The sequence below is a fragment of the Streptomyces sp. CBMA29 genome (genome assembly GCF_014596445.1).
Classification (GTDB): domain Bacteria; phylum Actinomycetota; class Actinomycetes; order Streptomycetales; family Streptomycetaceae; genus Actinacidiphila.
Window position 1 is genome coordinate 87,623 of sequence record NZ_MECL01000035.1, and the last position, 26,153, is coordinate 113,775.

General features: G+C 71.0%; 23 protein-coding genes. 12 read left to right on the forward strand and 11 right to left on the reverse strand.

Annotated elements, in window-relative coordinates:
* Positions 1-18 precede the first annotated feature (18 nt).
* The 3 genes from BGM09_RS05760 to BGM09_RS05770 all read right to left on the reverse strand — a co-directional run bounded on the left by BGM09_RS05760 (position 19) and on the right by BGM09_RS05770 (position 2,918).
* A complete protein-coding gene (locus BGM09_RS05760; protein WP_188280312.1) occupies positions 19-729 on the reverse strand; it encodes a VWA domain-containing protein in 711 nt (236 codons plus the stop codon).
* A gap of 54 nt (positions 730-783) precedes the next feature.
* Complete coding sequence (locus tag BGM09_RS05765; protein ID WP_188280313.1) at positions 784-1,746, reverse strand: bifunctional helix-turn-helix transcriptional regulator/GNAT family N-acetyltransferase; 963 nt, start codon at positions 1,744-1,746, stop codon at positions 784-786.
* Positions 1,747-1,832: 86 nt separating this feature from the next.
* Positions 1,833-2,918, reverse strand: coding sequence for a LacI family DNA-binding transcriptional regulator (locus tag BGM09_RS05770; protein ID WP_188280314.1), 1,086 nt, complete (start codon positions 2,916-2,918; stop codon positions 1,833-1,835).
* 271 nt (positions 2,919-3,189) lie between these two features.
* On the opposite strand from BGM09_RS05770, the gene BGM09_RS05775 reads away from it, so the two are divergent.
* The 3 genes from BGM09_RS05775 to BGM09_RS05785 all read left to right on the forward strand — a co-directional run bounded on the left by BGM09_RS05775 (position 3,190) and on the right by BGM09_RS05785 (position 6,391).
* The gene (locus tag BGM09_RS05775) at positions 3,190-4,341 is read left to right on the forward strand and encodes a Gfo/Idh/MocA family protein (RefSeq protein ID WP_188280315.1); all 1,152 of its coding nucleotides are present in this window, start codon (positions 3,190-3,192) and stop codon (positions 4,339-4,341) included.
* Positions 4,338-5,492: a dihydrodipicolinate synthase family protein gene (locus BGM09_RS05780; protein WP_188280316.1), complete on the forward strand. Its 1,155-nt coding sequence runs from the start codon at positions 4,338-4,340 to the stop codon at positions 5,490-5,492. Before BGM09_RS05775 ends, BGM09_RS05780 begins: the two co-directional genes overlap by 4 nt.
* A 65-nt stretch (positions 5,493-5,557) precedes the next feature.
* Positions 5,558-6,391: a sugar phosphate isomerase/epimerase family protein gene (locus BGM09_RS05785; protein WP_317452555.1), complete on the forward strand. Its 834-nt coding sequence runs from the start codon at positions 5,558-5,560 to the stop codon at positions 6,389-6,391.
* Positions 6,392-6,635: 244 nt separating this feature from the next.
* Here the strand turns inward: BGM09_RS05785 and BGM09_RS05790 are convergent, their stop codons facing one another.
* Complete coding sequence (locus BGM09_RS05790; RefSeq protein WP_188280318.1) at positions 6,636-7,064, reverse strand: DUF937 domain-containing protein; 429 nt, start codon at positions 7,062-7,064, stop codon at positions 6,636-6,638.
* A 206-nt stretch (positions 7,065-7,270) separates the two neighbouring features.
* Here BGM09_RS05790 and BGM09_RS05795 point away from each other — a divergent pair, with 206 nt between their 5' ends.
* The 4 genes from BGM09_RS05795 to BGM09_RS05810 all read left to right on the forward strand — a co-directional run bounded on the left by BGM09_RS05795 (position 7,271) and on the right by BGM09_RS05810 (position 13,178).
* The gene (locus tag BGM09_RS05795; RefSeq protein ID WP_188280319.1) at positions 7,271-9,490 is read left to right on the forward strand and encodes an ATP-dependent RecD-like DNA helicase; all 2,220 of its coding nucleotides are present in this window, start codon (positions 7,271-7,273) and stop codon (positions 9,488-9,490) included.
* A 124-nt stretch (positions 9,491-9,614) separates the two neighbouring features.
* Positions 9,615-10,904, forward strand: a complete 1,290-nt coding sequence (locus BGM09_RS05800) for a citrate synthase (protein ID WP_188280320.1) — start codon at positions 9,615-9,617, stop codon at positions 10,902-10,904.
* A 424-nt stretch (positions 10,905-11,328) separates the two neighbouring features.
* The gene (locus BGM09_RS05805) at positions 11,329-12,075 is read left to right on the forward strand and encodes an SDR family NAD(P)-dependent oxidoreductase (protein ID WP_188280321.1); all 747 of its coding nucleotides are present in this window, start codon (positions 11,329-11,331) and stop codon (positions 12,073-12,075) included.
* 218 nt (positions 12,076-12,293) lie between these two features.
* On the forward strand, positions 12,294-13,178 hold the full coding sequence (locus BGM09_RS05810) for a DedA family protein (protein ID WP_223186364.1): 885 nt from the start codon (positions 12,294-12,296) through the stop codon (positions 13,176-13,178).
* Between the two features lie 42 nt (positions 13,179-13,220).
* Here BGM09_RS05810 and BGM09_RS05815 read toward each other — a convergent pair whose 3' ends face one another.
* Positions 13,221-13,955 carry a TetR/AcrR family transcriptional regulator gene (locus BGM09_RS05815; RefSeq protein WP_317452549.1) on the reverse strand — a complete coding sequence of 245 codons (735 nt, stop codon included), beginning with the start codon at positions 13,953-13,955 and terminating at the stop codon, positions 13,221-13,223.
* Between the two features lie 115 nt (positions 13,956-14,070).
* Between BGM09_RS05815 and BGM09_RS05820 the strand changes: the two genes are divergently transcribed.
* Positions 14,071-16,293 (forward strand): MMPL family transporter, encoded by a 2,223-nt coding sequence (locus BGM09_RS05820; RefSeq protein ID WP_188280323.1) that lies wholly within the window; start codon positions 14,071-14,073, stop codon positions 16,291-16,293.
* Positions 16,294-16,296: 3 nt separating this feature from the next.
* Here the strand turns inward: BGM09_RS05820 and BGM09_RS05825 are convergent, their stop codons facing one another.
* Positions 16,297-16,500 (reverse strand): helix-turn-helix transcriptional regulator, encoded by a 204-nt coding sequence (locus BGM09_RS05825; protein WP_188280324.1) that lies wholly within the window; start codon positions 16,498-16,500, stop codon positions 16,297-16,299.
* Between the two features lie 294 nt (positions 16,501-16,794).
* Here BGM09_RS05825 and BGM09_RS05830 point away from each other — a divergent pair, with 294 nt between their 5' ends.
* From BGM09_RS05830 to BGM09_RS05840, 3 genes are read left to right on the forward strand one after another with little or no spacing between them, the layout of a single operon-like run.
* Complete coding sequence (locus tag BGM09_RS05830) at positions 16,795-17,379, forward strand: sigma-70 family RNA polymerase sigma factor (protein ID WP_188280325.1); 585 nt, start codon at positions 16,795-16,797, stop codon at positions 17,377-17,379.
* Positions 17,376-18,146: an anti-sigma factor domain-containing protein gene (locus tag BGM09_RS05835; RefSeq protein WP_188280326.1), complete on the forward strand. Its 771-nt coding sequence runs from the start codon at positions 17,376-17,378 to the stop codon at positions 18,144-18,146. Before BGM09_RS05830 ends, BGM09_RS05835 begins: the two co-directional genes overlap by 4 nt.
* On the forward strand, positions 18,139-19,539 hold the full coding sequence (locus BGM09_RS05840) for a deoxyribodipyrimidine photo-lyase (RefSeq protein WP_317452550.1): 1,401 nt from the start codon (positions 18,139-18,141) through the stop codon (positions 19,537-19,539). The genes BGM09_RS05835 and BGM09_RS05840 overlap by 8 nt, the downstream gene beginning before the upstream one ends.
* Positions 19,540-19,620: 81 nt before the next feature.
* Here BGM09_RS05840 and BGM09_RS05845 read toward each other — a convergent pair whose 3' ends face one another.
* From BGM09_RS05845 to BGM09_RS05865, 5 genes are read right to left on the reverse strand one after another with little or no spacing between them, the layout of a single operon-like run.
* Entirely contained in the window at positions 19,621-20,463 is an 843-nt protein-coding gene (locus BGM09_RS05845) for a DUF1295 domain-containing protein (RefSeq protein WP_188280327.1), read from the reverse strand.
* Positions 20,460-21,818, reverse strand: coding sequence for an SAM-dependent methyltransferase (locus BGM09_RS05850; RefSeq protein WP_188280328.1), 1,359 nt, complete (start codon positions 21,816-21,818; stop codon positions 20,460-20,462). The genes BGM09_RS05845 and BGM09_RS05850 overlap by 4 nt, the downstream gene beginning before the upstream one ends.
* Before the next feature lie 53 nt (positions 21,819-21,871).
* Positions 21,872-22,675: a DUF1365 domain-containing protein gene (locus BGM09_RS05855; RefSeq protein ID WP_188280329.1), complete on the reverse strand. Its 804-nt coding sequence runs from the start codon at positions 22,673-22,675 to the stop codon at positions 21,872-21,874.
* Positions 22,672-24,063, reverse strand: coding sequence for an NAD(P)/FAD-dependent oxidoreductase (locus tag BGM09_RS05860; RefSeq protein WP_188280330.1), 1,392 nt, complete (start codon positions 24,061-24,063; stop codon positions 22,672-22,674). Before BGM09_RS05860 ends, BGM09_RS05855 begins: the two co-directional genes overlap by 4 nt.
* A gap of 13 nt (positions 24,064-24,076) precedes the next feature.
* Positions 24,077-24,247 (reverse strand): hypothetical protein, encoded by a 171-nt coding sequence (locus BGM09_RS05865; RefSeq protein WP_188280331.1) that lies wholly within the window; start codon positions 24,245-24,247, stop codon positions 24,077-24,079.
* A 77-nt stretch (positions 24,248-24,324) separates the two neighbouring features.
* On the opposite strand from BGM09_RS05865, the gene BGM09_RS05870 reads away from it, so the two are divergent.
* Positions 24,325-26,127 (forward strand): molybdopterin-dependent oxidoreductase, encoded by a 1,803-nt coding sequence (locus BGM09_RS05870; protein ID WP_188280332.1) that lies wholly within the window; start codon positions 24,325-24,327, stop codon positions 26,125-26,127.
* Positions 26,128-26,153: the final 26 nt, after the last annotated feature.

Here is a 26,153-nt window from a genome sequence, read left to right on the forward strand (position 1 = left end):
CCCCTGCTCGGCACCTGTTCAGCCACGGACGATGCCCTGCGCGCGGGCCGCCGCCAGCCAGTCGGGGAACTCCGCCATGAGCTGGTCGTACAGCACCGCGTCCGATATCGATCGCGGGTCCTTGCCCGCGGGGAAGAACCCCGCGTTGTCCACCACCCGTTTGGCGGGTACCGGCAGTTCGTCCAGCCGCCGCAGGAAGCGGAATTCGTCGTCCCCGAATCCCACGAACTGCCAGAAGATCGGCAGCTTCGCCGCCTTGCACAGCACCTCGATGGCCGCGCCCTTGTTGATCGGCCCGCCGTCCGTCTGGAACACCACGAACGCGGGCGCCGTCGACCCCGACCGCTGATAGTGCTCGATGACCGCTTCCATGGCAGCCGCGTAATTGGTGCGACCCATGTGGCCGTACGCCTCATTGAGCTTGTTGATCCGCCCGCCGTACCGCGTCAGCGACACCTCGTCCACACCGTCGACCTCGGTGGAGAAGAACACGACGGGGACGATTCCGTCGTCGTCGAAATGCGCGGCCAGACCGAGCGTCTGTTCGGCGAGATGCTGGACGCTGCCGTCGTTGTAGAACTCCCGCATGCTGCCCGAGCGGTCGAGCACCAGGTAGACCGCGGCGCTCTCGCCCGACAGCCGGTGCTTGTCCAGGCTGACGGCCGCCTGCTTGTAGAGGCTGACCAGACCGGGCGCGGTCTGCTCCACCTTCTGCATCGAAATCGCCATGGAATCCCCCTATACCGTGTCTGCCATGTCGTGTCGGCCCCGCGGCGCTGTCCCCTACAGCGCCAAGTGCCAGTCCTGCCCCACGAGTTCGCGGCCGAAGCTGTGATGCCGCTGCTCCGCGACGAGTTCGAATCCCGCGCGCTGATAGATCGTTCGGGCGCCGGCCAGTATGTCATTCGTCCACAGGACCAGGTCGGTGTAGCCGGCGGAGCGGGCGAAGGCGATGCATTCGTCCACCAGCACATTGCCTATGCCGTTTCCACGGGCGGCCGGATCGACCAGCAGCAACCGCAGCCGCGCGGTGTCCGGCTCCTTGTCGCGTACACAGAAGACGCAGCCTGCCCGCTGTCCGTCGAGTTCGGCGATCCACACCGCGTCGCGCTCGGGATCGCGATTGGCGGCGAAGTCCGCGACGATCTGGGCGACGAGTGCCTCGTACTCCTCGTTCCACCCGAACTCCGTCGCGTAGACCTCCGCGTTGCGCTCGATGGACCACCCCAGATCGCCGGGGCGCGCGCCGCGCAGCACGACCCGCGACGCGGACGGTTTGCCGCCGGTGGCCGCGGCGCGGCCGTCACCGCCCTCGCCGCTGACGGTGTTGTCGCGCAGTATTTCCCGCACTGTCCGCATCGCCTCGGACAGCCGTGGCCGGTCCTGCGGACGTATGCGGTCCACCAGCGAGCCGACGGCTTCCTCGGACCGCTCCTCCAGCAACGACGCGGCCTGTCTTCCGTGCGTGGTCAGCTCTATCCGCTGCCGCCGGGCGTCCTGTTCCGACGGGCCGCGGGTGACCAACTGCCGTTCCTCGAATTTGGCCAGCATCCGGCTGAGATGGCCCGCGTCCAGCGACAGCTCCACCCGCAGGTCGGCCGCGTCGGTCCGCGGTGCGTGTGCCAGCTCGTACAGCACGCGCGCCTCGGTGAGGGTGAACGGTGTGTGCAGGTGGCGGCTGTAGTCGAGCGCGCCGATCAGGTTGGTGTAGAAGCGGTTGAACTCGCGGATCTCCCGGACGGCCATGATCAATCCCCCATTTCCTTTGCCTGAGTCAAAGGTAGGCGGATGCGGGGCCCGGCGGAAGCCCCCTCCGAAACCTGTGGATAACTTCAGGCGGACCGGCCCGACGGCGGCGCGGTCGACCCGCGGACCATGAGTTCCGTACGGATCGTGGCGACCCCGCCCGGCGGCGGGGACAGCCGCCCCATCACCAACCGCCCGGCCCGCGCGCCCGCCTCCTGCAAGGGAATGCGGACCGTCGTCAGTGCCGGAGAGACATCGGCGCTGAACGGCAGATCGTCGAATCCTGCGACCGACACGTCACCGGGAATGCTCAGCCCCTGATCCCGCAGCGCCGCGCACACCCCGAGCGCGACTGTGTCGTTCGCGGCCACGATCGCGGTCAGACCCGTGTCCCGCCGCAGCAGTTCCAGCGCGGCGTCATAGCCCGACGCCCGGTCGTACGTCCCGTGCACCGTCAGCCGCTCCGCGTACGCCTCCGGATCCGAGGTGACCCGGGCGCTGCTCTCGGCCAGGGCCGCACGGTGGCCCTCCAACCGGTGCCGGGAGGTGCTGCGCTCGACCGGCCCCGTCACATAGCCGATTCTGCGGTGGCCCAGGGACAGCAGATGCTCGGTCAGCCGCCGCGCGCCGCCGCGGTTGTCGAACGCGACGGTGGCCGCGACGAGCCCGCTGTCCGGCAGGGGCAGCGGGGGACGGCCGCACAGCACGACATTGGCGCCGGACGCGGCGAGCCGGGTGAGCCGCGCGGTGACCGCCGCCGTGTGCTCCTCGCTCTCCACGGCGCCCCCGGTGAGGACCACGCCCGCGGCGCGCTGGCGTTCGAGAAGCGTGAGGTAGGTGAGTTCGGCCTCAGGGGATCCGCCGGTGTTGCACACGACGGCGAGCTTGCCGCCGCCCGGCGCCGCGCCCGCGCTGATCTCGGCCTGGACGGCGCTCGCGATGAGCCCGAAGAAGGGGTCGGCGACATCGTTGACGAGGACTCCGACCAGGTCGGAGGTGGCGGCGGCGAGGGCCCGCGCCTGGCCGTTGACGACGTAGTCCAGTTCGGCGACGGCGCGCCTGACCCGCTCCCGAGTGCTTCCCGCGACCGGGTAGTTGCCGTTCAGAACACGGGATACGGTCGCCGACGACACTCCGGCGCGTGCCGCCACATCGGCCAGAGTCACTGCCATCTCGGTCCGGTCCTTCTTGCAGGGGGTGGTGGGCGCGAGGGGCGCCGTGAGGTGCGCGTTCCCGCTCGCAGGGGCACATGGTCTCACTTCGTGGACGCGAGGGGGAGCGGTGGTGCGTGTGAGAGAAAGCGCTTACATTCGAGACCAGGAGACTCTTGTCGAACTCGGTCTGTGGCGGCTAGCGTGAAGCGTAAGAAAGCGCTTGCTAATAGCTAGCTGGTGACGATGGGCGCGTTCCTATGCGCCAGGCAGCGACGAGAGGACTTGTCACGTGACACGCAGGACAGTGCGGATCGCCATGAACGGCGTCACCGGGCGGATGGGATACCGGCAGCACCTGGTCCGCTCCGTCCTGAGCCTGCGTGAGCAGGGCGGACTCGACCTCGGCGACGGCACCACGCTGTGGCCCGAGCCGATCCTGCTGGGCCGGCGCGAGCACGCGTTGCGGGCCATGGCCGAGCGGCACGGCATCGAGCACTGGTCGACCGACCTCGACGCCGTCCTCGCCGACCCTTCCGTTGACATCTACTTCGACTCGCAGGTGACCGCGGCCCGCGAGACCGCGCTGAAGGCGGCCATCGCCGCGGGCAAGCACATCTACTGCGAGAAGCCCACCGCCACCTCACTCGACGGAGCGCTGGAACTCGCCCGGCTCGCCACCGCCGCGGGCGTCAAGCACGGCGTCGTGCAGGACAAGCTCTTCCTGCCGGGCCTGCTGAAGCTCAAGCGGCTCATCGACGGCGGCTTCTTCGGCCGGATCCTGTCCGTCCGCGGCGAATTCGGTTACTGGGTCTTCGAAGGCGACTGGCAGAGCGCCCAACGCCCCTCCTGGAACTACCGCTCGCAGGACGGCGGCGGCATCGTGGCCGACATGTTCCCGCACTGGGAGTACCTGCTGCACGAGCTGTTCGGCCGGGTCCGTACCGTCCAGACGCTGGCCACCACCCACATCCCGCAGCGCTGGGACGAGAAGGACAAGCCGTACGACGCCACCGCGGACGACGCCGCCTACGGTGTCTTCGAGCTGGAGGGCGGCGCCGTCGCGCAGATCAACTCCTCCTGGGCGGTCCGCGTCAACCGCGACGAATTGGTGGAGTTCCAGGTCGACGGCACGCACGGCTCCGCTGTCGCCGGGCTGCGTAACTGCCGCGTGCAGCATCGTTCCGCCACGCCGAAGCCGGTGTGGAATCCGGACCTGCCCGCCACCGAGTCCTTCAGGGACCAGTGGCAGGAGGTCCCGGACAACGGCGACTTCGACAACGGATTCAAGGTCCAGTGGGAGCTGTTCCTGCGGCACGTCGTGCTCGACGAGCCCTGGCAGTGGGACCTGCTGGCCGGTGCCCGGGGCGTCCAGCTCGCCGAACTCGGCCTGGCCTCCTCCGCGCAGGGCCGCCGCTTCGAGGTTCCGGAGCTGACCCTGTGAGCATCCTGCTGCCGGACGCGTCCGGTGAAACGCGCACCTATGTGCCGCGTTCGGAATCCGTCACCTATAGCGCGGATCTTCCGCTGCGCAGCCGCGTCGTCTACTCCGCCGCCCACGTCGTGGCCGACCCGCTGCGGACGGCGGCCGACGAGCCCGCGGCCGTCGACTGGGACGCCACTCTCGCCTTCCGCCGCCATCTGTGGTCGCACGGGCTGGGCGTGGCCGAGGCCATGGACACCGCACAGCGCGGCATGGGGCTCGACTGGGCGGGCGCGGCGGAGCTGATCCGCAGGTCGGCGACCGAGGCGCGCGCCGTCGGCGGCCGGATCGCCTGTGGCGTCGGCACCGACCAGCTCACCGGCCCCGCCGCCACACTGGACGAGGTCGCCGCCGCGTACGAGGAGCAGTTGGCGCTCGTCGAGGCGGCCGGTTCGCAGGCCGTCCTCATGGCGTCCCGCGCCCTCGCCGCGGTCGCCAAGGGTCCTGAGGACTATCTGGAGGTGTACGGGCGGCTGCTGCGTCAGGCCGGCGACCCGGTGATCCTGCACTGGCTCGGCCCGATGTTCGACCCGGCGCTCGCCGGGTACTGGGGCAGCGACGACCTGGACGCGGCGACCGCCACCTTCCTCGACGTCATCAAGGCCCACCCGGACAAGATCGACGGCGTGAAGATCTCGCTGCTCGACGCGCGGCGCGAGGTCGAGCTGCGCCGCCGCCTGCCGCAGGGCGTGCGCTGCTACACCGGCGACGACTTCAACTACCCCGAGCTGATCGAGGGCGACGAACAGGGCTTCAGCCACGCGCTGCTCGGCGTCTTCGACCCGCTCGCGCCCCTGGCGTCGGCGGCCGTCAGCGCCCTCGACACCGGAGACGCCGCCGGTTTCCGCCGCGTCCTCGACCCCACCGTCGAGCTGTCCCGGCATCTGTTCCAGACACCGACACGCTTCTACAAGACCGGTGTCGTCCTGCTCGCCTGGCTGGCCGGGCACCAGTCGCACTTCAGCATGGTCGGCGGTCTCCAGTCGGCCCGTTCCCTGCCGCATCTCGCCCGCGCCTATGAATTGGCTGACCGGATCGGCCTGTTCCCCGACCCCGGACTCGCCGAGGCGCGGATGCGCGGACTGCTCGCCGTATACGGAGTGGACGCATGACCGTACCGACGTCGCCCGACCCCGCATCCTCCGAATCCGCCTCTCATAGCGACGGGTACGGCGACGTGACCGGCGACCTCTCGCGGCTGAGCATCAACCAGGAGACCGTCAAACAGTGGTCGCTGCCCGAGCTTGCCAAGGGCTGCGTGGCGGCCGAGATCGGCTCGGTGGGGCTGTGGCGGGCGCCGGTGCAGGAGTACGGCGTCGAGCGTGCCGCGGATCTGATGCGGGACAGCGGGCTCACCGTGACGTCGCTGTGCCGCGGCGGATTCTTCACCGCGACCGACCCGGCGGAGCGGGCGACCGCGCTGGACGACAACCGTGCGGCGATCGACGAGGCGGCGACGCTGGCGACGGCCACCCTTGTGCTGGTCTCGGGTGGCCTGCCCCTGGGCGACCGCGACATCGCCGCCGCCAGGGAGCGGGTCGCCGACGCGATCGGCGAGCTGGCGCCCTACGCGGCGGAGCGCGGGGTACGGCTCGCGATCGAGCCCCTGCACCCGATGTACGCCGCCGACCGGTGTGTGGTCTCCACGCTCGGCCAGGCGCTGGACATCGCCGAGCGCTTCCCCGCGGACCAGGTGGGTGTGGTGGTCGACACCTATCACTTGTGGTGGGACGACCTGACGCCCGCGCAGATCGTCAGGGCCGGGTCGGGCGGCAGGATCGCCTCCTTCCAGGTCGCCGACTGGGTGACACCGCTGCCGGAGGGGGTGCTGCTGGGGCGGGGACAGCTCGGTGACGGCTGCGTTGACCTGCGGGGACTGCGTGAGCAGGTGGACGCGACTGGCTTCCGTGGACCGGTCGAGGTGGAGATCTTCAACCCAGCTCTGTGGGCCAGGGACGGCGCTGAACTGGTCGCCGAGATCGCCGACCGGTACCTCCGGCACGTTCTCTGAAAAAAACTTGAGAGATTACGCATCCGTCGTACAACCCTTCCGGGGGGTCGGTGGTCTTACTGGGCATCAAGGCTCCTGGGAGGGGTTTCACGGAGCCAAGAGGGAAATGCGCCCGAGGGGGGCTTCGGGGGTAGTAGGGGGGAAAACGAAGAGGTCCGGCCTTGTGCCGGACCTCTTTCGTCTCTCTGTGCGGGCGCTGTGACCGCCGGGGCGGCTCGCCGCGTCGCCTCACTTCGCCGTCGCCCTACTTCGCCCGGCGGGCCCGCTTCGCCAGCACCGTCGCCACCACGGGAATGAGCATCTCCAGCGCCCCCGAGACGGCCGCCACCGGCAGACCCGTCCGCTTCGATACCGCGCGGGCCGTCGGGGCGGTCGCCTTGCGCAGCACCGTGGTGAGCAGACCGCCGCCCACGCCTGTGCCGAGCCCCGCGAAACCGGCGACCCCGGTGAGCGGCTCCGGCTCCGAGGCGGCCTCTTCCAGCGCCTGGCTCAACTCCGCGGTTCCGCCCGGTGTCACCGCCTCGTCCGTGACCACACCGGTCAGCGAACCGACCGAGGCACCCACGACCTGCCGAGCCGCGTCCGTGTCCGTGCCGAGCCGCTCGGCCATCTCCTGAAGCCGCTCGTCACCCAGCTCGGTCAGCACTTCGTCCTGCAGCGGTCGGTCGCTCATGTGCCGCACGCTACGCGGGTGCGCGAGCGGCGGCCCCCGGGGTTCGGCCGAACGCGTGAAGGGTCGGCGCCGGGTGGCCCGAGCGGCGTTGTCCACAGGGGGAGTTGCCGCCGGAGAGTTATCCACAGGGCGGGAACGGGGTGTCCGAGCCAACCGGTACCTTCGGAGCAGATCACCAACGGGAGGGCCGGGAAGGGAGGCCGAGCATGGGGGAGTCGGGGCTGGCCGTGCTGGACGGCGTCCTGGAACGGATCACGTACGCCAACGAGGACACCGGGTACACGGTCGCGCGGGTGGACACCGGCCGAGGCTCGGGGGATCTGCTGACGGTCGTCGGCGCGCTGCTGGGGGCGCAGCCGGGGGAGTCGCTGCGGATGCACGGCCGCTGGGGCTCGCATCCGCAGTACGGCAAGCAGTTCAGTGTCGAGAACTACACGACGGTGCTGCCGGCCACGATCCAGGGGATACGCCGCTATCTGGGATCGGGGCTGATCAAGGGCATCGGGCCGAGGATCGCCGAACGAATCGTCGACCACTTCGGCACCGGCACGCTGGAGATCATCGAGGGTGAGCCGAAGCGGCTGATCGAGGTGCCGGGGCTTGGCCCCAAGCGCACCAAGCTGATCGCCGCCGCGTGGGAGGAGCAGAAGGCGATCAAGGAGGTGATGGTCTTCCTCCAGGGAGTGGGGGTGTCCACTTCCATCGCCGTGCGGATCTACAAGGGCTACGGGGACGCGTCGATCTCCGTGGTGAAGAACCAGCCGTACCGGCTGGCCGCCGAGGTCTGGGGGATCGGCTTCCTGACCGCGGACCGGATCGCGCAGGCGGTCGGGATACCCCATGACAGCCCGGAGCGGGTCAAGGCCGGATTGCAGTACGCCCTGTCGCAGGCCACCGACGGCGGCAACTGCTATCTGCCCGAGGAGCGGCTGATCGCGGACTCGGTGAAGCTGCTCCAGGTCGACACGGGGCTGGTGATCGACTGCCTCGGCGAGCTGGCCGACGAGGAGGGCGTGGTCCGGGAGGGCGTGCCCTCGCCGGACGGGCACGAGGAGCAGGTGAAGGCCGTCTACCTGGTCCCCTTCCACCGGGCCGAGATATCGCTCGCCGCCCAGTTGCTACGGCTGCTGCGCGGACCGGAGGACCGGCTGCCCGCCTTCCGGGACGTGGAGTGGGACAAGGCACTGGCCTGGCTGGCGACCAGGACAGGAGCCGATCTCGCACCGGAACAGCAGGAGGCGGTACGGCTGGCGCTGACCGAGAAGGTCGCCGTGCTCACCGGCGGCCCCGGCTGCGGCAAATCGTTCACCGTGCGCTCGGTGGTGGAGCTGGCGCGCGCGAAGAAGGCCAAGGTGGTGCTGGCCGCCCCGACCGGCCGCGCCGCCAAGCGGCTGGCCGAGCTGACCGGCGCCGAGGCATCGACCGTGCACCGCCTGCTGGAGCTGAAGCCGGGCGGCGACGCTGCGTACGACAAGGACCGGCCGCTGGACGCGGATCTGGTGGTGGTCGACGAGGCGTCGATGCTCGACCTGCTGCTGGCGAACAAGCTGGTGAAGGCGGTGCCGCCGGGCGCGCACCTGCTGTTCGTCGGCGATGTGGACCAGTTGCCGAGCGTCGGCGCCGGTGAGGTGCTGCGTGACCTGCTCGCGGCGGACGGCCCCGTGCCCGCCGTGCGGCTCACGCGTATCTTCCGGCAGGCCCAGCAGTCCGGGGTGGTGACCAACGCGCACCGGATCAACTCCGGTGTCCCGCCGCTCACTCAGGGCCTGCCCGACTTCTTCCTCTTCGCCGAGGAGGACTCGGAGGAGGTGGCCAGGCTCACCGTGGACGTGGTGGCCCGCCGCATCCCGGCCCGCTTCGGGCTCGACCCGCGCCGGGACGTCCAGGTGCTCGCGCCGATGCACCGGGGCCCTGCGGGCGCGGGCGTGCTCAACGGACTGCTCCAGCAGGCCGTCACCCCGGCGCGGCCCGACCTGCCCGAGCGCCGTTTCGGCGGCCGGACATTCCGGGTCGGCGACAAGGTCACCCAGATCAGGAACAACTATGACAAGGGGGCGAACGGCGTCTTCAACGGCACGGTCGGCGTGGTCACCGGGCTGGACACCGTCGAGCAGCGCCTCACCGTGCACACAGACGAGGACGAGGAGATTCCGTACGACTTCGACGAGCTGGACGAGCTGGCCCACGCGTACGCGGTGACGATCCACCGCTCGCAGGGCAGCGAGTATCCGGCGGTGGTGATCCCTGTCACCACCAGTGCCTGGATGATGCTGCAGCGCAATCTGCTCTACACCGCTGTGACCAGGGCGAAGCGGCTCGTGGTGCTGGTCGGATCGCGTCGCGCCATCGGTCAGGCGGTGCGGACGGTGTCGGCGGGAAAGCGCTTCACGGCTCTCGACCACCGGCTGTCCAGGGGCGCAAAATAGGCACTGAGTGCCACCTTTCGGCCCGATGGCCGACCCCGAGTGCACACGCCAGTGCCAAATGGGGGACAGTGGACCTCGTCAGGGCACCTCGAAGAAGAGGCAACACCGTCGGTGAGGGAATGACGTGAGCGACAAGTCTGTAGTACTGCGGTATGGGGACGGCGAGTACAGCTACCCGGTGGTTGACAGCACCGTCGGTGACAACGGCTTCGACATCGGCAAGCTGCGCGCCGACACCGGGCTGGTCACCCTGGACAGCGGTTACGGCAACACTGCGGCCTACAAGTCCGCGATCACCTTCCTTGATGGTGAGGAAGGCATCCTGCGCTACCGCGGTTACCCGATCGAGCAGCTCGCCGAGCGCGGAAGCTTCCTGGAGACCGCCTACCTGCTGATCAACGGCGAACTGCCGACGGTCGACGAGCTGGCGGAGTTCAAGGGCGAGATCACCCAGCACACCCTTTTGCACGAGGACGTCAAACGGTTCTACGACGGCTTCCCCCGTGACGCCCACCCGATGGCGATGCTGTCGTCCGTGGTGAGCGCGCTGTCGACCTTCTACCAGGACAGCCACAACCCGTTCGATCCCGAGCAGCGCCACCTCTCCACGATCCGGCTGCTCGCCAAGCTGCCGACCATTGCGGCGTACGCGTACAAGAAGTCCGTCGGTCAGCCGGTGGTCTACCCGCGCAACGACCTCGGCTATGTCGAGAACTTCCTGCGCATGACGTTCTCCGTGCCGGCCGAGGAGTACGAGCTGGACCCGGTCGTGGTCAGCGCCCTCGACAAGCTCTTCATCCTGCACGCCGACCACGAGCAGAACTGTTCGACGTCGACGGTCCGGCTGGTCGGCTCCTCGCAGGCGAACCAGTTCGCCTCGATCTCGGCCGGTATCAGCGCGCTGTGGGGCCCCCTGCACGGCGGCGCCAATCAGTCGGTGCTGGAGATGCTGGAAGGCATCCAGGCCGACGGCGGCGACGTGGACGCCTTCATCCGCAAGGTGAAGAACAAGGAAGACGGTGTGAAGCTCATGGGCTTCGGACACCGCGTCTACAAGAACTTCGACCCCCGGGCGAAGATCATCAAGTCGGCCGCGCACGACGTCCTGTCGGCGCTCGGCAAGTCCGACGAACTGCTGGACATCGCGCTCAAGCTCGAAGAGCACGCGCTCGGCGACGACTACTTCGTGTCGCGCAAGCTGTACCCGAACGTGGACTTCTACACCGGCCTGATCTACCGGGCCATGGGCTTCCCGACCAGCATGTTCACCGTGCTGTTCGCCATCGGGCGGCTGCCCGGCTGGATCGCCCAGTGGCACGAGATGATCAAGGAGCCCGGCTCCCGCATCGGCCGTCCGCGGCAGATCTACACGGGCGTGGAGATCCGCGACTACGTGCCCGTCGAGGGCCGCTGAGCCAGGGCTGAGCCTGGCTGGACCACGCATGAAGAAGCGCCCCGCGCTGGATCCCCCCACGGGTCCGGCACGGGGCGCTCCCGTTCCCGGAACGGATCCCCCCACGGGTCCGACCGGGCGTCTTTCGGCGGCTGCGCCGTGCCGGGACGACTGCGGCCCGGGAGGGCCGCTCAAAGCTCCCCGGACATCGCCCCGGCGACGCATTCACGGGCCGTCCCCCAAGACAGCCCGTTCCGCAGCCCCCCACCGGCTCCGCCGGGAGCGCGGTGCTCAAGAGATAAGACCCACGAACCACCGTAATGGTTACGTTCCAAGCCCTGTGATCTACGTCTCTTCGAATGGGGGCGTTTTCGCAGGCTACCCCGCTCGCGGGCGGTATGGGGCGATCCCGTAGCGTGCTGTCTCCTCATGAGGGGCGGAGTACATGGCACAGAACGGGACAGCGGGCCGGAGCGTCGTCGTGACCGGCGGGGGTACGGGCATCGGTCGGGCGATCTCGATCCGCTTCGCCGAGGAGGGCCACCACGTCACGATCGTCGGCCGTCGCCGTGAGGTCCTGCACGCCACCGCGGAGGAGCTGCGCCGGGAACGCGGGCTTGACGTCACCCCGGTCGCCTGCGACCTGGCCGACCCCGACGACGTCGAGGCGGCGCTCCGGCACCTGCCCGAGCAGGTCGACGTCCTGGTGAACAACGCGGGCAGCCGGGAGCTGGCGATCGGTGCGGGCCCGCACGGGGTGCTCGCCCGCTGGCGCGGCGACTTCGAGCGCAATGTGCTGACCGCGGTGCTGCTGACCGAATCGCTGCGGGACCGCTTCACCGACAGCGGCCGGGTGGTCACGGTCACCTCGGTTGCCGCGTTGCGCGGCGGCGGCTCCTACGGTGCCTCCAAGGCCGCCCTGCACGCCTGGAACCACTCGCTGGCCGCCCAGCTCGGACCGCAGGGCGTCACGTGCAACATCGTGGCGCCCGGCACCGTGGCGGGCACCGAATTCTTCGGCTCGCGGCTCAACGACGCCGAGCTGACCCGGCGGGCCGGGCGCACGCTCGTGGGCCGGGTCGGCCACCCCGCCGACGTGGCGGCGGCCGTGGTCTTCCTCGCGTCCCCCGAGGCGGGCTTCATCACCGGCGAGATCCTTCAGTGCAACGGCGGCGAACTGCTCGGCCGGTGACCCGGTGACCCGGTGACCCGGTGGGCCAGTGCTCCGGGGCCATTCCGCGTTCCGTGACAGGCGCGCCCGTACTCCCTGAGGAGTAGCCCGACTGGACCCTCAGGATGAATTCTCCTGGGAGCCCCCGAGGAATCCCCTGATCCACGGGAAACCCCCTTGCCCCGTCCCACCGGCCGCTGTCAGTTTTGAAGCCCGGGGGCGGGAAGAGGGGCGGTGGAATGGACGTTGCACTGAACGTGTCGGCACTGGACTTCACCTCGGGTCTCGCTGAGTACCTGCGAGGTGGACACGTCTTCTGGGCATACGCGGTTCTGGCCCTCACCACGGCCCCGCCGCTCGTGCCCAACGCCGTGCTGCTTGTGACCGGCGGAGTGATGGCGGCCGAGGGGCGCCTGGACATCGCCCTCGTGCTGCTGGTGGTGGCGGGCAGCGCGATCCTCGGCGACATGCTGATCCACCGCACCGGCCGGGCGCTCAGCGGCCGGGTGCTGGCCCGCATGGAGCGCGACGAACGCCGGGCGGCGCTGCTCAGATGGGCCGCGCTGCGGATACAGCGGCACGGTGTGCCCTTTGTGATCGGTGTGCGATTTCTGCCCAGCGGCCGGGTGATAGGCGGCCTCGCGGCGGGTGTCGTGCGCTATCCCGCCCGGCGTTACGCGGTGGGCGCGGGTGTCGCGGAGGCCGTCTGGGCCAGCTATTCCGTCGGCGCCGGGTATTTCAGCGGCAAAGCCGCATCAAACTCCTTCTTCGCCCTCTCCCTGGGGCTCGGCATATCGATGCTCGTCGCCGGTATCGGCACGCTGGTGCAGTGGATCTCGCGGGCGCGTGAGCGCCGCCAGCCGCGCCTGGTGGGGGAGCGCGAGGCGGCCCGGCCTCCCTCGACGGTGGTACGGGCGTCCTTCGCGGGTGACGCGGCGGCGGCCGTACCGGCTCCCTCCGGCGGTGGTGCTACGGGACCGGCCGGTGGCCTGCCCGCGGGACCAGGGGCAGCGGCCACCACCACATCGGCATCCGTCACAGGCGCCACTGTCGCGCGCACAAGTCCGCCACCGGGCAAGGACCGGGGCGGATTTCCCTGTTTCTCGGCCGGCCGCGGCAAGTAGCCGTCGGCCGCGTCCCCGTCGGCCGCGTCCCCCAGTCCGGGGTCAGCGCGCGGCGGCGGTGTCCGTGCTGTTCTCTGTGCTCTTGCCCAGGGCGGCGCCCTTGTCCGGGGAGGCGGCTCCGTCGGGGGCGGCGGCCGTGCCCGGGGCGGTGACCGCCCCGGTGCCCAGGTAGGGCGCGAGATAGCGGTAGAGCATCCCCTTCATCTCCCGCGCGTACGCGTCCCGTTCGTCGCCCTCGTGCTGGACGACGAGGTCGAGTCCTGCCTTGAACATCGCGAAGGACATCTGCGCCACGAGAGTGCGTTCCGCTGTGGACAGCGACGGCTGACGGACGCCGAGCAGTTCGGTGAGGCGCGCGAGCAGTGACGCGTGCAGCTCGTCGTGGCCCTCGGCGACCTTGCCGGGAGTGTCCGGGCCCTTGATCAGGGCGAGGAAGGCCGGGTTGGCGCAGTTGAACTCGATGAAGGGACCGGTGACGGCGTCGATCATCTCGTCCAGCGGCAGCAGGGCGTTCTCGACGGTGAAGACCCGGCCGTGGGTGGCTTCCATCTCCTTGGCGAGCTGACTGCCCAGCTCGACGGCGATGGCCTCCTTGTTCGGGAAGAACTGGTAGAGCGTGCCCGGCGACACCCCTGCCTCGCGGGCGATCGCGTTGGTGCTGGACGCCGTGTAGCCCAGCGCGCAGAACACGCTGGCGGCGGCTTTGAGGAGCTGTGTGACACGCCGCTCGCCGCGGGCCTGCCGACGGCGCGGCTGCCGCTCTTCCGCCTCGGACACGGTGACTCCCCAGGGGTATTGACAAACACGAGCGATCACTCGCATTCTTGAAACGCGAGCGACAGTTCGCATTTGCGATTCTACGTCGCACTACGGGGAGAGGACACCTTTTGTCATGGCTGATGTCAACCACGACTCCGAGGTCGGGGGCTGGACGCGGGCCGTCACGGCCCGGCCCAGGCTGACGCTGCTGCTCGCCCTCCTCTTCGCCGCTCTCGCGGTCGTCGCCGGGCGGGGCGTCGCCGACCGGCTGGCCAGCGGGGGCTGGGAAGCACCCGACTCCGAGTCCTCGTACGCGACCGCGGCGCTCGCCGACCACTTCCCCGCCTCCCAGCCCAATCTGGTCCTGCTGGTCGACGCCAAGGGCGCGGGAGTCGACAGCCCCGCCGTGGCCGCGCAGGGGCAGGAGCTGGCCCGCAAGCTCGCCGCGGATCCGGCGGTCACCGGCGTCACCTCCTACTGGGGCACCCACGCGCCGGTGCTGCGTGCCAAGGACGACGGCTCGGCGATGATCACCGCCCGGCTCAAGGGCGACGACGACGCGGTGGCCACTGCCGTCAAACGGATCGCCCCCGCCTACCGCGGAGAGCACGGACCGGTCGACGTGAGCGTCGGCGGCTCGGCGGCCGTCCGGCACGAATTGCAGAGCACCATCCAGGACGACCTGGTCAAGGCGGAGATGATCGCCCTGCCCGTTACCCTGATACTGCTCGTCATGGTCTTCGGCAGCGCCATCGCCGCACTGCTGCCACTGGGCGTCGGCATCATCGCGATCCTCGGCACCAACGCGGTGCTGCGCGCCATCACCTCGTTCACCGACGTCTCGGTCTTCGCGCAGAATCTCACCACCGCGCTCGGCCTCGGCCTTGCGATCGACTACGCCCTGTTCATCGTCCGCAGATTCCGCGAGGAGCTGGCGACCGGGCTCACCCCGCGCGCGGCGGTCGGAGTGACCCTGCGCACCGCGGGCCGCACCGTCCTCTTCTCGGCCCTGACCGTCGCCGCCTCGCTCGCCGCGATGCTCGTCTTCCCGCAGTACTTCCTGCGCTCCTTCGCCTACGCGGGGATCGCCGTGGTGCTGCTGGCCGCCGCAGCGGCCCTGATCGCGCTGCCCGCCTGCCTGGTCCTGCTCGGAGAACGGGTCAACGCGCTGGATCTGCGCAAGGCCCTGCGCCGCAGGACCGCGAGCGACCCCGGCGCGGGATACGCCGCCTTCGCCCGGCTGGTGATGCGCAGAGCGCCGCTCTTCATGATCGGCGCGGTCGCGGGCCTGCTGCTGCTCGGACTGCCCTTCCTTCAGGTGCGTTTCGGCGCCGCGGACGACCGGCAGTTGCCCTCGGCGGCCGAGTCCCATGTGGTGCAGCAGCACATCCGCCAGGAGTTCCCCGGCAGTCCCGACGGCGCCGTCACGGTGCTGGCCGAAGGCGCCGACCGGTCCCAACTGGCCGGATACGAGAAGCGGGTGGCCGCCCTGCCCGGCGTGGTCCGGGTCGAGGGGCCGGTCGTCGCCCAGGACTCAGGCGCCGCCTATATGACGGTGCTGTCCAAGGGCGAGGCGGTGGACACCGGCACTCAGCACCTGGTCGGCGCGGTCCGCGCCGTCCCCGCGGACTTCAAAGCCTCGGTGACCGGCCAGGCCGCCGTCCTGGTGGACACCAAGGACACCATCGGCCAGCGGCTGCCATGGGCGGCCGGGATCATCGCCCTGGTCACCTTGCTGCTGGTCTTCCTGCTCACCGGCAGCGTGATCATCCCGCTCCAGGCGGTGCTGCTCAACGCGCTGAGCCTCACCGCGATGTTCGGCGCGGTGGTGTGGGTCTTCCAGGACGGTCATCTGTCCAGGCTGCTGGGCTTCACGGCCACCGGCAGCATCGAGACGACCCTGCCGGTGCTGATGTTCTGCGTGGCCTTCGGACTCTCCATGGACTACGGGGTGTTCCTGCTCTCGCGGATCAAGGAGGAGTACGACCGCAGCGGTGATCACCAGGCGTCCATCGAGTTCGGGCTCAAGCGGACCGGCGGACTGATCACGGCGGCGGCTGTGATCCTCGCCGTGGTGATGGTCGCGATCGGCACCTCGCGGGTGGCCAACCCCAAGATGCTGGGGCTCGGCATCGCGCTCGCGGTGCTCATGGACGCGATGGTGGTCCGCACCCTGCTGGTCCCCGCGGTGATGCGGCTGACCGGGCGGGCCACCTGGTGGGCGCCGCCGGTGCTGCGCCGCTTCCACGACCGGTTCGGCATATCGGAGGGCGGCGGCCAGGAGGCGCCGGACGGCACGAAGGCCCCGCACTCCTCGCAGGAGCGGCGGGACCCCGAGCCGGCCACGCGGAACTGAGGCTCAGTCCGGATCCCGGCGGCCGCGGTTTCCCGGCCGCCGGGCACTCCAGGCCCTGACGGTATCGGCGTACCAGAAGGGCTTGCCGCCCTCGACGACATCGGGCGGCGGGAGATGCCCGTGCTTCCGGTAGGAGCGGACGGTGTCGACCTGTACGCGGATGTGCGCGGCGATCTCGGCGTACGACCACAGGGTCCGGTCGGTCATCCCAGGTACCTCCGTACGGCGGGGCTGCTGTTGATCAGCACCTTCGTCCGGCCAACGACAGGTGAGCGTCACCGCATGGGCTTGTTGATCTTCTGTGACACGGAACCCGCGTAACGGTGACAAACGTGGCGAACGGGTAACGACCACGCTGGTCGTCCCCACCGCGGCGGTGAAAGGGGGCACGATGGCGGGCTGAGACCGGGGGAATTCCGCGAGCGGGCAATCCGCCCACCCCTCGGCTCCGAATACCGGTCGGAGACTTGCGCGGGTGAGTCGAGACGGGATGGATCGCAGATGAGGGAAGCCGTACGGCTGGACGGCGTCGCAGGCGCCGGCCCCGACCTCCAGGAGCTGCTGGTCGCGGTCGCCCGCGGCGACGAGGCGGCGTTCGCCAGAGTCTACGACGCGGTGGCCGGGCCCGTGCTGGGGCTGGTGCGCTCGGTGCTGCGCGACCCCGCGCAGTCGGAGGAGGTCGCCCAGGAGGTGCTGGTCGAGGTCTGGCAGACCGCGACCCGGTTCCAGGCATCCCGTGGCAGCGCCATGACCTGGGTGATGACGCTGGCCCACCGTCGCGCGGTGGACCGGGTGCGTTCCGCACAGGCGTCCTCCGACCGGGAGCACAAGGCCGCGCTGCTTGAGCACACGCCCGCCTTCGACGAGGTCGCGGAACAGGTCGAGTCACGGCTGGAGCGCGAGCAGGTGCGGCGCTGTATGCGGACGCTCACCGAATTGCAGCGCCAGTCGGTGACACTCGCCTATTACCAGGGATTCACCTACCGGGAGGTCGCCGAGTTGCTCGCGGCTCCGCTGGGGACCGTCAAGACCCGACTGCGGGACGGACTCATCCGCCTGCGCGACTGCTTGGGAGTGAGCGCATGACGACCGCCGATCTGCATACCCTCACCGGTGCGTACGCGGTGCACGCGCTGCCCGACGGCGAGCGGGAGGAATTCGAACGCCACATCGCCGACTGTTCGGCCTGCGCGCAGGAGGTCCGCGAGCTGTCCGCGACGGCCACCCGGCTGGCGCTCGCCGCGTCGGTCGTGCCGCCGCCGCACATGCGCGAGCAGGTGCTGCGCCGGGTCGCCGCCGTGCGGCAGGAGCCGCCGGTCGTCGCGCGGCAGGAGCGGCGCGGTCTCGCCGGATGGATGGCCGGGGCGCGGCGGCTGCCGCGCTACGCGCTGGCCGCGTGCATGGCCGGAGTGGTCGGGCTCGGCGGGGTGGCCGTCTGGCAGCACCAGGCCGCCGACGACGCGAGGCAGCGCGCGAACCAGGCCGAGCAGCGGGCGGGCGAGCTCTCCCAGGTGCTCTCGGCACCCGACGCGGCAAGCACCACGCGGAAGCTCAGCACCGGTACGACCGCGACCGTGGTGGTCTCCCGCAGCCTGGGCAAGGCCGCCTTCCTGGCCGCCGGTATGCCGACGCCGGCGGCCGGGAAGACGTATGAGCTGTGGTTCGACGACGGGGGGAAGATGCGGCCGGCGGGTCTGATGGACCCGTCAGCCACCGACCAGGCCGTGGTGCTGGACGGGCCGATCGACAACGCCTCCGGGGTGGGGGTGACGGTCGAACCGGCCGGCGGCTCGCAGCAGCCCACGAGTGCGCCGCTGGCGTTGGTGACGTTCCCGGCGGTCGCTGGTGCCTGAGACGTCGCGGACCGGGTCGTCCATCGCGCTGTTCACCGCGGACCTGCGGCTGCACGACAATCCCGTGCTGGCCGCGGCGGTGGCGGCGGCCGGGAGCGTGGTCCCGCTGTTCGTGGTGGACGAGGGCATCGCGCGGGCCGGATTCGCGGTGCCGAACAGGGCGGCGTTCCTCGCCGACTGCCTGGCCGACCTGGACGCGGGCCTGCGGGCCCGCGGCGGGCGGCTGGTCGTGCGGCGCGGCGACGTCGTCGAGGAGGTCGTGCGGGCCGTCGGCGAGAGCGGGGCGCGGCAGGTGCACATCGCGGCCGGGGTGAGCGGTTACGCCCTGCGCCGCGAGGACCGGCTGCGCAAGGCCCTGGCCGAGGCGGGCTGCGAGGTGGTGGTGCACGAGGCCGTGGTCACCGCTGTTCCCCCCGGCGCCGTCACCCCCGTGGGCCGCGATCACTTCGCCGTCTTCACGCCGTACTTCCGGCGCTGGAGCGCGGAGCCGCCGCGTCGCGTGCTGGACGCGCCGCGCAAGGTCACCGTCCCCGAGGACGTGGAGTCCGCCGCACTGCCCTGCGCGGCGGACCTGGCCGGGTCAGGGGAGGGACAGCCGTCCCCCGGCCTGCCGCGCGGCGGCGAGACGGCGGCCCGCAAGCTGGCGGGCAGTTGGTGGCGTTCGGGTATCGAGGGATACGCGGACCAGCACGACGACCTGGCGGGCGACGAGACCTCGCGGCTCTCGCCGTATCTGCACTTCGGGTGCGTGTCCGCGACCGAACTCGCCCACCGGGCGCGGTCGGTGAGCGGCCGGGGCGCGGAGGCGTTCGTCCGGCAGCTCGCCTGGCGCGACTTCCACCATCAGGTGCTCGCCGCGCGGCCCGACGCGGCGCACCGCGACTACCGCTCCCGGCACGACCGTTGGCGCACCGCGCCCGAGGAGGTCACCGCCTGGCGCGAGGGCCGCACCGGTTACCCCATCGTGGACGCCGCGATGCGCCAACTGCTGCACGAGGGCTGGATGCACAACAGGGGCAGGCTGCTCGTGGCGAGCTTCCTGACCAAGACGCTGTACATGGACTGGCGGATCGGCGCCCGGCACTTCCTGGACCTGCTGGTCGACGGCGATATCCCCAACAACCAGCTCAACTGGCAGTGGTCGGCGGGCACCGGCACCGACACCCGGCCCAACCGGGTGCTCAACCCACTGCTCCAGGCGTCCCGTTTCGACCCGGACGGCGACTACGTACGGCGCTGGGTTCCGGAGCTGGCCGGGCTGGAGGGGGCGGCGGTGCACCAGCCGTGGAAGCTGTCGGGTCCGGAACGGGCGCGGTTCGACTACCCGGCCCCGATCGTGGCCCTCAGCGACGGGCACGCCCGCTTCTCGCGGGCCCGCGGCCTGGACGACTGACCGCGAACCCGCGAACCGACCGAACCGACTGACCCAATCACTCGCCACGACCGGTGCCTCCAGCGGCCCGGCTGTCGCCGACTACGCCCGCCCGTCAACGCCGCCCTTTCGCGGCGGCCACGGGAAGAAACCACTCGTCCGGGCGACGTACTCGGCATAGCCGGGCCGCTGCGCCATGTGCCGTTCCAGCAGCGGCTTCCCGCTGCCCCGCAGGAGCAGGAAGCTGATGGTCAGCGGCCCGAGCACGGCCAGTACGACCGCGCCCGCCGCCGACGACCAGCGGGCGCCGTCGCACGCCAGCACGTACAGCCCCCACCAGACGCAGAAGTCGCCGAAGTAGTTGGGGTGCCGGGTCCAGGCCCACAGGCCGCGGTCCATCACCTGACCGCGGTGCGCGGGATCGGACTTGAAGCGGGCGAGCTGGTGGTCGCCGACCGCCTCGAAGACCAGCCCGACCAGGCACAGCGCCGCGCCGACCGCCGCCGCCGGGCCGACGGACCCCGGCAGATAGCAGGCGACCTGCACCGGCAGCGACACCACGCACACCAGCAGGCCCTGGAGCAGGTAGACGATCCGGAAGGCGTACCCGTTGCGGCGGTCGGCCGGGACCTTGGACAGCATCTTCTCGTAGCGCGGATCCTCGCCGTGGCCACGGCCGCGCCAGGCGATGTGCCCGGCCAGCCGCAGCCCCCACACCACGGTCAGGACGAGGACCAGCAGCCGGCGCCCGTCGTCACCGTGCCCCGATGACACCCCGTACGACACGACGGCGACCGCCGCGAAGGCGGCGCCCCACGCCACGTCGACCACCCGGTGCATGCCCTTGGCCACCGCGACCGCGAAGGTCACCAGCATCACGGCGAGTGCCGCGCCCGCCGTCGCCCCGAGATTCACGCAGAAAGCGCCCCACGGAAAACCGTTCACCGGCCTCCCGCCGAGCCTTCCGCGTGCCCGGCCCCAGCGGCCTCAGTGGCCTCAGTGGCTCCAGCAGAATCAGCAGGATCAGCAGCTCCCGCCGAGCCCTCCAGCACGATCTGCCGCACATCCAGGTACCCGGACCGGAAACCGGCCTCCGAGTAGGCCAGATAGAACGTCCACAGCCGCCGGAAGACCGCGTCGAAGCCGAGCGCCGCCACCTCGTCCGCACACCGCGCGAACCGCTCGCGCCACAGCCGCAGCGTCTCCGCGTAGTGCGGCCCGAACGCCTCGGCGCTGACGATCCGCAGCCCGGTGGCCTCGCCGCTCACCTCGGAGATGGCCTCGGCGGAGGGGATCATGCCGCCGGGGAAGACGTACTTGTGGATCCAGGTGAAGGTCGGAAGGCTCACCAGCATCCGGTCGTGCGGCATGGTGATCGCCTGGAGCGCGATCCGGCCGCCGGGTGCGAGCCGCCGCTCCAGGGTGCGGAAATACTCCGGCCAGAATTCGTGGCCGACCGCCTCGATCATCTCGACGCTGACCACCGCGTCGTACTCGCCCTCGACCTCGCGGTAGTCGCGCAGCAGCACCTCGACACGGTCCTGGAGCCCGGCGGCGCGGACCCGTTCCAGCGCCAGTTCACGCTGCTCGCGCGAGAGCGTCACGCTCACCACACGGGCGCCGCGGGATGCCGCGCGCACCGCCAGTTCGCCCCAGCCGGTGCCGATCTCCAGCAGCCGGGTGCCTGGACCGACCCCGGCCGCGTCCAGCAGCAGGTCGATCTTGCGGTGCTGGGCGGCGGGCAGCAGGTGCTCGTCGGCCGGGAAGCCGCGGAAGACCGCGGAGGAGTACGTCATCGTCTCGTCGAGGAAGAGCGAGAAGAGATCGTTGGACAGGTCGTAGTGCCGGTGGATGTTGTCGCGCGCGCCCTCGCGGGTGTTGCGCTGCGCCTCCGGCCGCCGCCTGGCCCACGCGCCGCGCAGCCGTTGCAGGGACGGCGGTACGAGGGTGGCGACGTTGTCGGCGAAGACCGTGAGCACACCGGTCAGGTCGTCCGCGTCCCACTCCCCGGCCATGTACGACTCGCCGAAGCCGATCAGGCCCTCGGCGCCGATCCGGCGGAAGAAGGAACGCGGGTCGTGCACCCGCATCAGCGGGCCGCCGAGCCCCAGCGTGCGGGCGCCCTCGCCCGCGTCGTCGCCGTCCGCGCCCGCCAGCCGCACCCGCAGCGGCAGCCGTTCCAGCGCCCTGCGGACGAGGAAGGCCGCGACGGCCGCACGCGCGGCCGAACAGCGGGGCGCCGCCGCGACATCCGGCCAGCGCTCGGCGTCGACCGCCGCGCGCACCCTGGACGTCGACATGGGCGAGATGGCGGCCCCGGTAGTAACCGGGGCGGCCGGAGTGGATGACACGGTCACCGCATTCCCTCCTGAACGTGATGGCTGGGCCGCGGCCTTACGGGCAGGCCGCGCAGATACAGCAGAACACCGTGGAATCTGATCCCGGCGGAGACGAGGAGCGTCGACCACGGATGGCGTACAGCGGCCCGCAGCAGTCCGGCCGTGGTGGCCGGGCGGCGGTCGCCGCTCACGGTCGCGGTGAAGGGGCGTTTTCCGTCCAGTTCCAGATGGACTGTCACGGAAAGACGGCTGCCCGGCTCCGGCACCCGCATGCGGTAGCCGCCCTCCACGGGGAAGAACGGGGAGACGTACAGCTCCTTGGCGGTCGAGGCACGGCCCTCGGCGTCCGGCGCCAGCAGATAGCAGTGCCGCTCGCCATAGGTGTTGTGGACCTCCGCGACCACATGGCGGGGCGTGCCGTCACGCGCGTGGCACCAGTACAGGGTCAGCGGGTTGAAGACATGGCCGAGGACACGGGCGTGCGTGAGCATCAGCACGCGGCCGTCCGCCGGGGCCGCCCCCTGCGCGGCGAGAAACCGGTCGAGCCCTGCCCTGACCGAGGGCGCCGTACCGCCGAAGTGGTCCCGCGCCCGGAAACCGGCCAGCGGGCGCAGCGGGAGCGGCAGCCGCGGCATGTGGTCCAGGTCGACCAGCCACATATAGGTCCGCATACGGAAGGAGTGCCGCACGGGGCGGTTACGGGCGTGGGCGATCCGACAGTCGTACAGCGAAGGCGCCGCAGCCTCCGCCACCACTTCCGCCACTGCCTCCGCCTCCGCCGGGTCGTGCGTCGCGCCGTCAGGGACCGGAGCCGTCATGACCACTCCACCCCCAGCGCGCGCGCCGCCGCCACCCCGGAGGCGCAGCCGTCCTCGTGGAAACCCCAGCCGTGGTACGCGCCCGCGTAGGCGACCACCGGCCCGTTCAGTTCGGGCAGCCGTCGCTGCGCGGCCACCGACTCCGGCGTGTACTGCGGGTGTTCGTACGCCATCCGGTCCCGTACGGCGGAGGGATCGACCCGGTCGGCGCCGTTGAGCGTCACCACATAGGTGTCGGCGCCGTCCAGCCGCTGGAGGCGGTTCATGTCGTAGCTGACCAGGACGGCGCCGGCGTCCGAGGCGCAGGACGGCATCAGGTAGTTCCACGACGCGCGGGCGCCGGACGCGCGCGGCAGCACGCCGGTGTCGGTGTGCAGCAGCGCGGGATTGACGGTGTACGGGATCGCGCCCAGCACCTCGCGCTCGGCCGCGGTGGGCTCGGCGAGCAGGCCCAGCGCCTGGTGCGGGTGGACGGCGACGACCACCGCGTCGTAGCGCTCGGTGGTGCCGTCCTCGACGGTGACCTCGGCGCCGCCGGGGACGCGGCGCAGCGCCGTCACCCGGCTGGAGGTGTGCACGGCGGACACCTCCTTGCCCACCCGCTCGACGTACGTACGGGAGCCGCCGGTGATCGTGCGCCAGGTGGGGGAGTCGCCGACGCTGAGCAGTCCGTGGTGGTCGAGGAAGCGGAAGAGGTAGCGGGCCGGGAAGTCCAGCGCGGTCGCGGGGGAGCAGGACCAGACGGCGGAGACCAGCGGGGTCATGAAGTGCTGGACGAAATAGGGGGAGTAGCGGCCGTCCGCGAGGAATTCCCGCAGCGTGCGGTCGGTGGCGGCAGCACCCGCACCCCCGTCAGCACCCGTATCCGAGCCCGTATCCGTGTCAGCACCCGTATCCGAGCCCGTATCCGCGGCAGCACCCGCACCCGAGCCCGTATCCGAGCCCGTATCCGAGCCGCTCTCCGCGAGCAGGCGGCGCGCCCCGCGGTGGAAGGCCGTGACCTCGGTCAGCATCCGCAGATACCGGCCGCGCAGCGCGTTGCGCGGCTGTGCGAAGAGCCCGCGCGGTCCGCGGGCCCCTGCGTACTCCAGGCCGCAGCCCTCGCACCGCACCGACATGCTCATCTCGGACTCCTGCGTGGCGACGTCCAGCTCGCGCAGCAGCCGCAGCAGGTTCGGGTAGGTGCGGGCGTTGTGCACGATGAAGCCGGTGTCGACGCTCAGGGACCGGCCGTCGGTGTCGGCCACGTCGTGGGTGTCCGCGTGCCCGCCGAGCCGGTCGTCCGCCTCGTACAGGGACACGTCACTCGCGCGGTGCAGCACGTGGGCGGCGGTAAGGCCCGCCACTCCGCTGCCTATCACCGCGATCCGACGTCGTTCGGCCGTCATGCGATCCCCTCGGTCAGTGCTCGATGTCCGGTGACACCCCGTGGTGCCCGGTGACGCCCCGTGCCCGGTCGGTGTCCGGCGCGGCCGGTACGGCGACCGGCACCGGTGCGCCCTCACTGATCATTCGTGGCCGCCCCCGCCGCGGATTGGTGCGGGAGCGGAACGTTCCGGCGGTGATCTTCACGGTCCCCACCTGCGGCGGAGCCCGTCGCTCAGGGGAACGCGGAATCCCGTACCAATCCGCTGAGCGCACAGCCACGAATGCGGGATGTGACCGACCAGGAGACCATCAGCCCCGGCAGTGTGCTGGAGCCTCATCAGCCACATGGCCCGAGTGCTGTCGGCCGGCTGCTGAGGGTCGTACTCGGGGCGCTGAGCGGGCTGTTGGCCGCGGCCGTGTCACTCGGTTTCGCCGAACTCGTCGCCGTGGCCGCCCGTCCCGAGGCCAGTCCGGTGACGGCGGTCGGCGGCGCGGTCATCGACCGCACACCGGTGTCCCTGAAGGACTACGCGGTACGGAACTTCGGCACCAACGACAAGCTGGTGCTGCAACTGGGCATCGTCGCGATCCTGGCCCTCTTCGCCTTCGCGCTCGGCGTGTTCGCGCTGCGCTTCCGGCGCACGGGCTGCGCGGGCGTGCTGGCCTTCGGCGTCATCGGGGCGGTCGCCGCCTGGAGCCGTCCCGATTACCACCGCCTGGACGCGCTGCCGTCGATCGTCGGCGCGCTGCTCGGAGCGGCGGCGCTGTGGCTGCTGACGGAGCGTCTCACGCTCCGCACCACACCGGCCGCGCGCCTGCCGGAACAGGCCACCGCGCCCGTCCCGCAGACGCCGACCGACCCGACCACCCTGACCGACCCGACCTCCCCGTCCCCCGTGGAGCACACCACGGAGGACGACGAGGACACCGTCGAGACCCCTCTGCCGCGGACGGAAACGCCCGCCGCAGAGGCTGGGCCCACCTCCCGCCCCGCGTTCGACCGCCGTGGCTTCGTCCTGGCCGCTGCCGCCACGGCTGCCGCGTCCGCGGGTGCGGGAGCCCTGGGCCGCACCCTCAACAACCGCCGCGGTGCCGTCGCGGTGGCCTCACGGGCGGCCATCGCGCTACCCGCCCCGGCCTCCCGCGCCGCCGCCGTCCCGCGCGGCGCGGACCTGGGAATCCCCGGACTGAGCGAATTCACCACGCCGAACGCGAAGTTCTACCGCGTCGACACCGCCCTCGTCGTCCCGAAGATCGACGCCACCACCTGGCGGCTGCGCATCCACGGCATGGGCGTGGGCAAGGAGTTGACGCTCTCCTACGACGACCTGCTGCGCCGCGACCTGATCGAGCGGGACATCACGCTGACCTGCGTGTCCAACCAGGTCGGCGGCCCGTATGTCGGCAACGCCCGCTGGATCGGCGTCCGGCTGGCCGATCTGCTGCGCGAGGCGGGGGTCCGGCCCCCGTCGCGCGGTGGCAAGGCGGACCAGTTGGTGGCGCACTCGGTGGACGGCATGGCCATCGGCTCACCGGTGGAGACCGTGCTCGACGGCCGCGACGCGATGCTCGCGCTCGGCATGAACGGCGAGCCGCTGCCCTTCGCGCACGGCTTCCCCGTCCGCATGCTGGTGCCCGGCCTGTACGGCTATGTGTCGGCCTGCAAGTGGCTGCACGAGCTCGAACTGACCACCTTCGACTCCTACGACGCCTACTGGGTCAAGCGGAGCTGGTCGCGCGAGGCGCCGATCAAGACCGAGTCGCGGATCGACACCCCGAAGCCGTTCGCCAGCCCCAAGGCGGGCCGGGTGCCGGTGGCCGGAGTGGCGTGGGCGCAGCACCGGGGCATCGACCGGGTGCAGGTCCGGGTCGACGGCGGCCGGTGGCAGACCGCCCGGCTCGCGGACGAGGACAGCACCGACACCTGGCGGCAGTGGCTGTGGGAGTGGGACGCCACGCCCGGCAGTCACACGCTGGAGGTCCGCGCGACGGACCGTGACGGCTACACGCAGACCGACCACCGCGTCGGCACCGTCCCGAACGGTGCGACCGGCTGGCACTCGGTTGTGGTCAGCGTCGACTGACCCGTCGTCGCCCCGGCCACCACCCC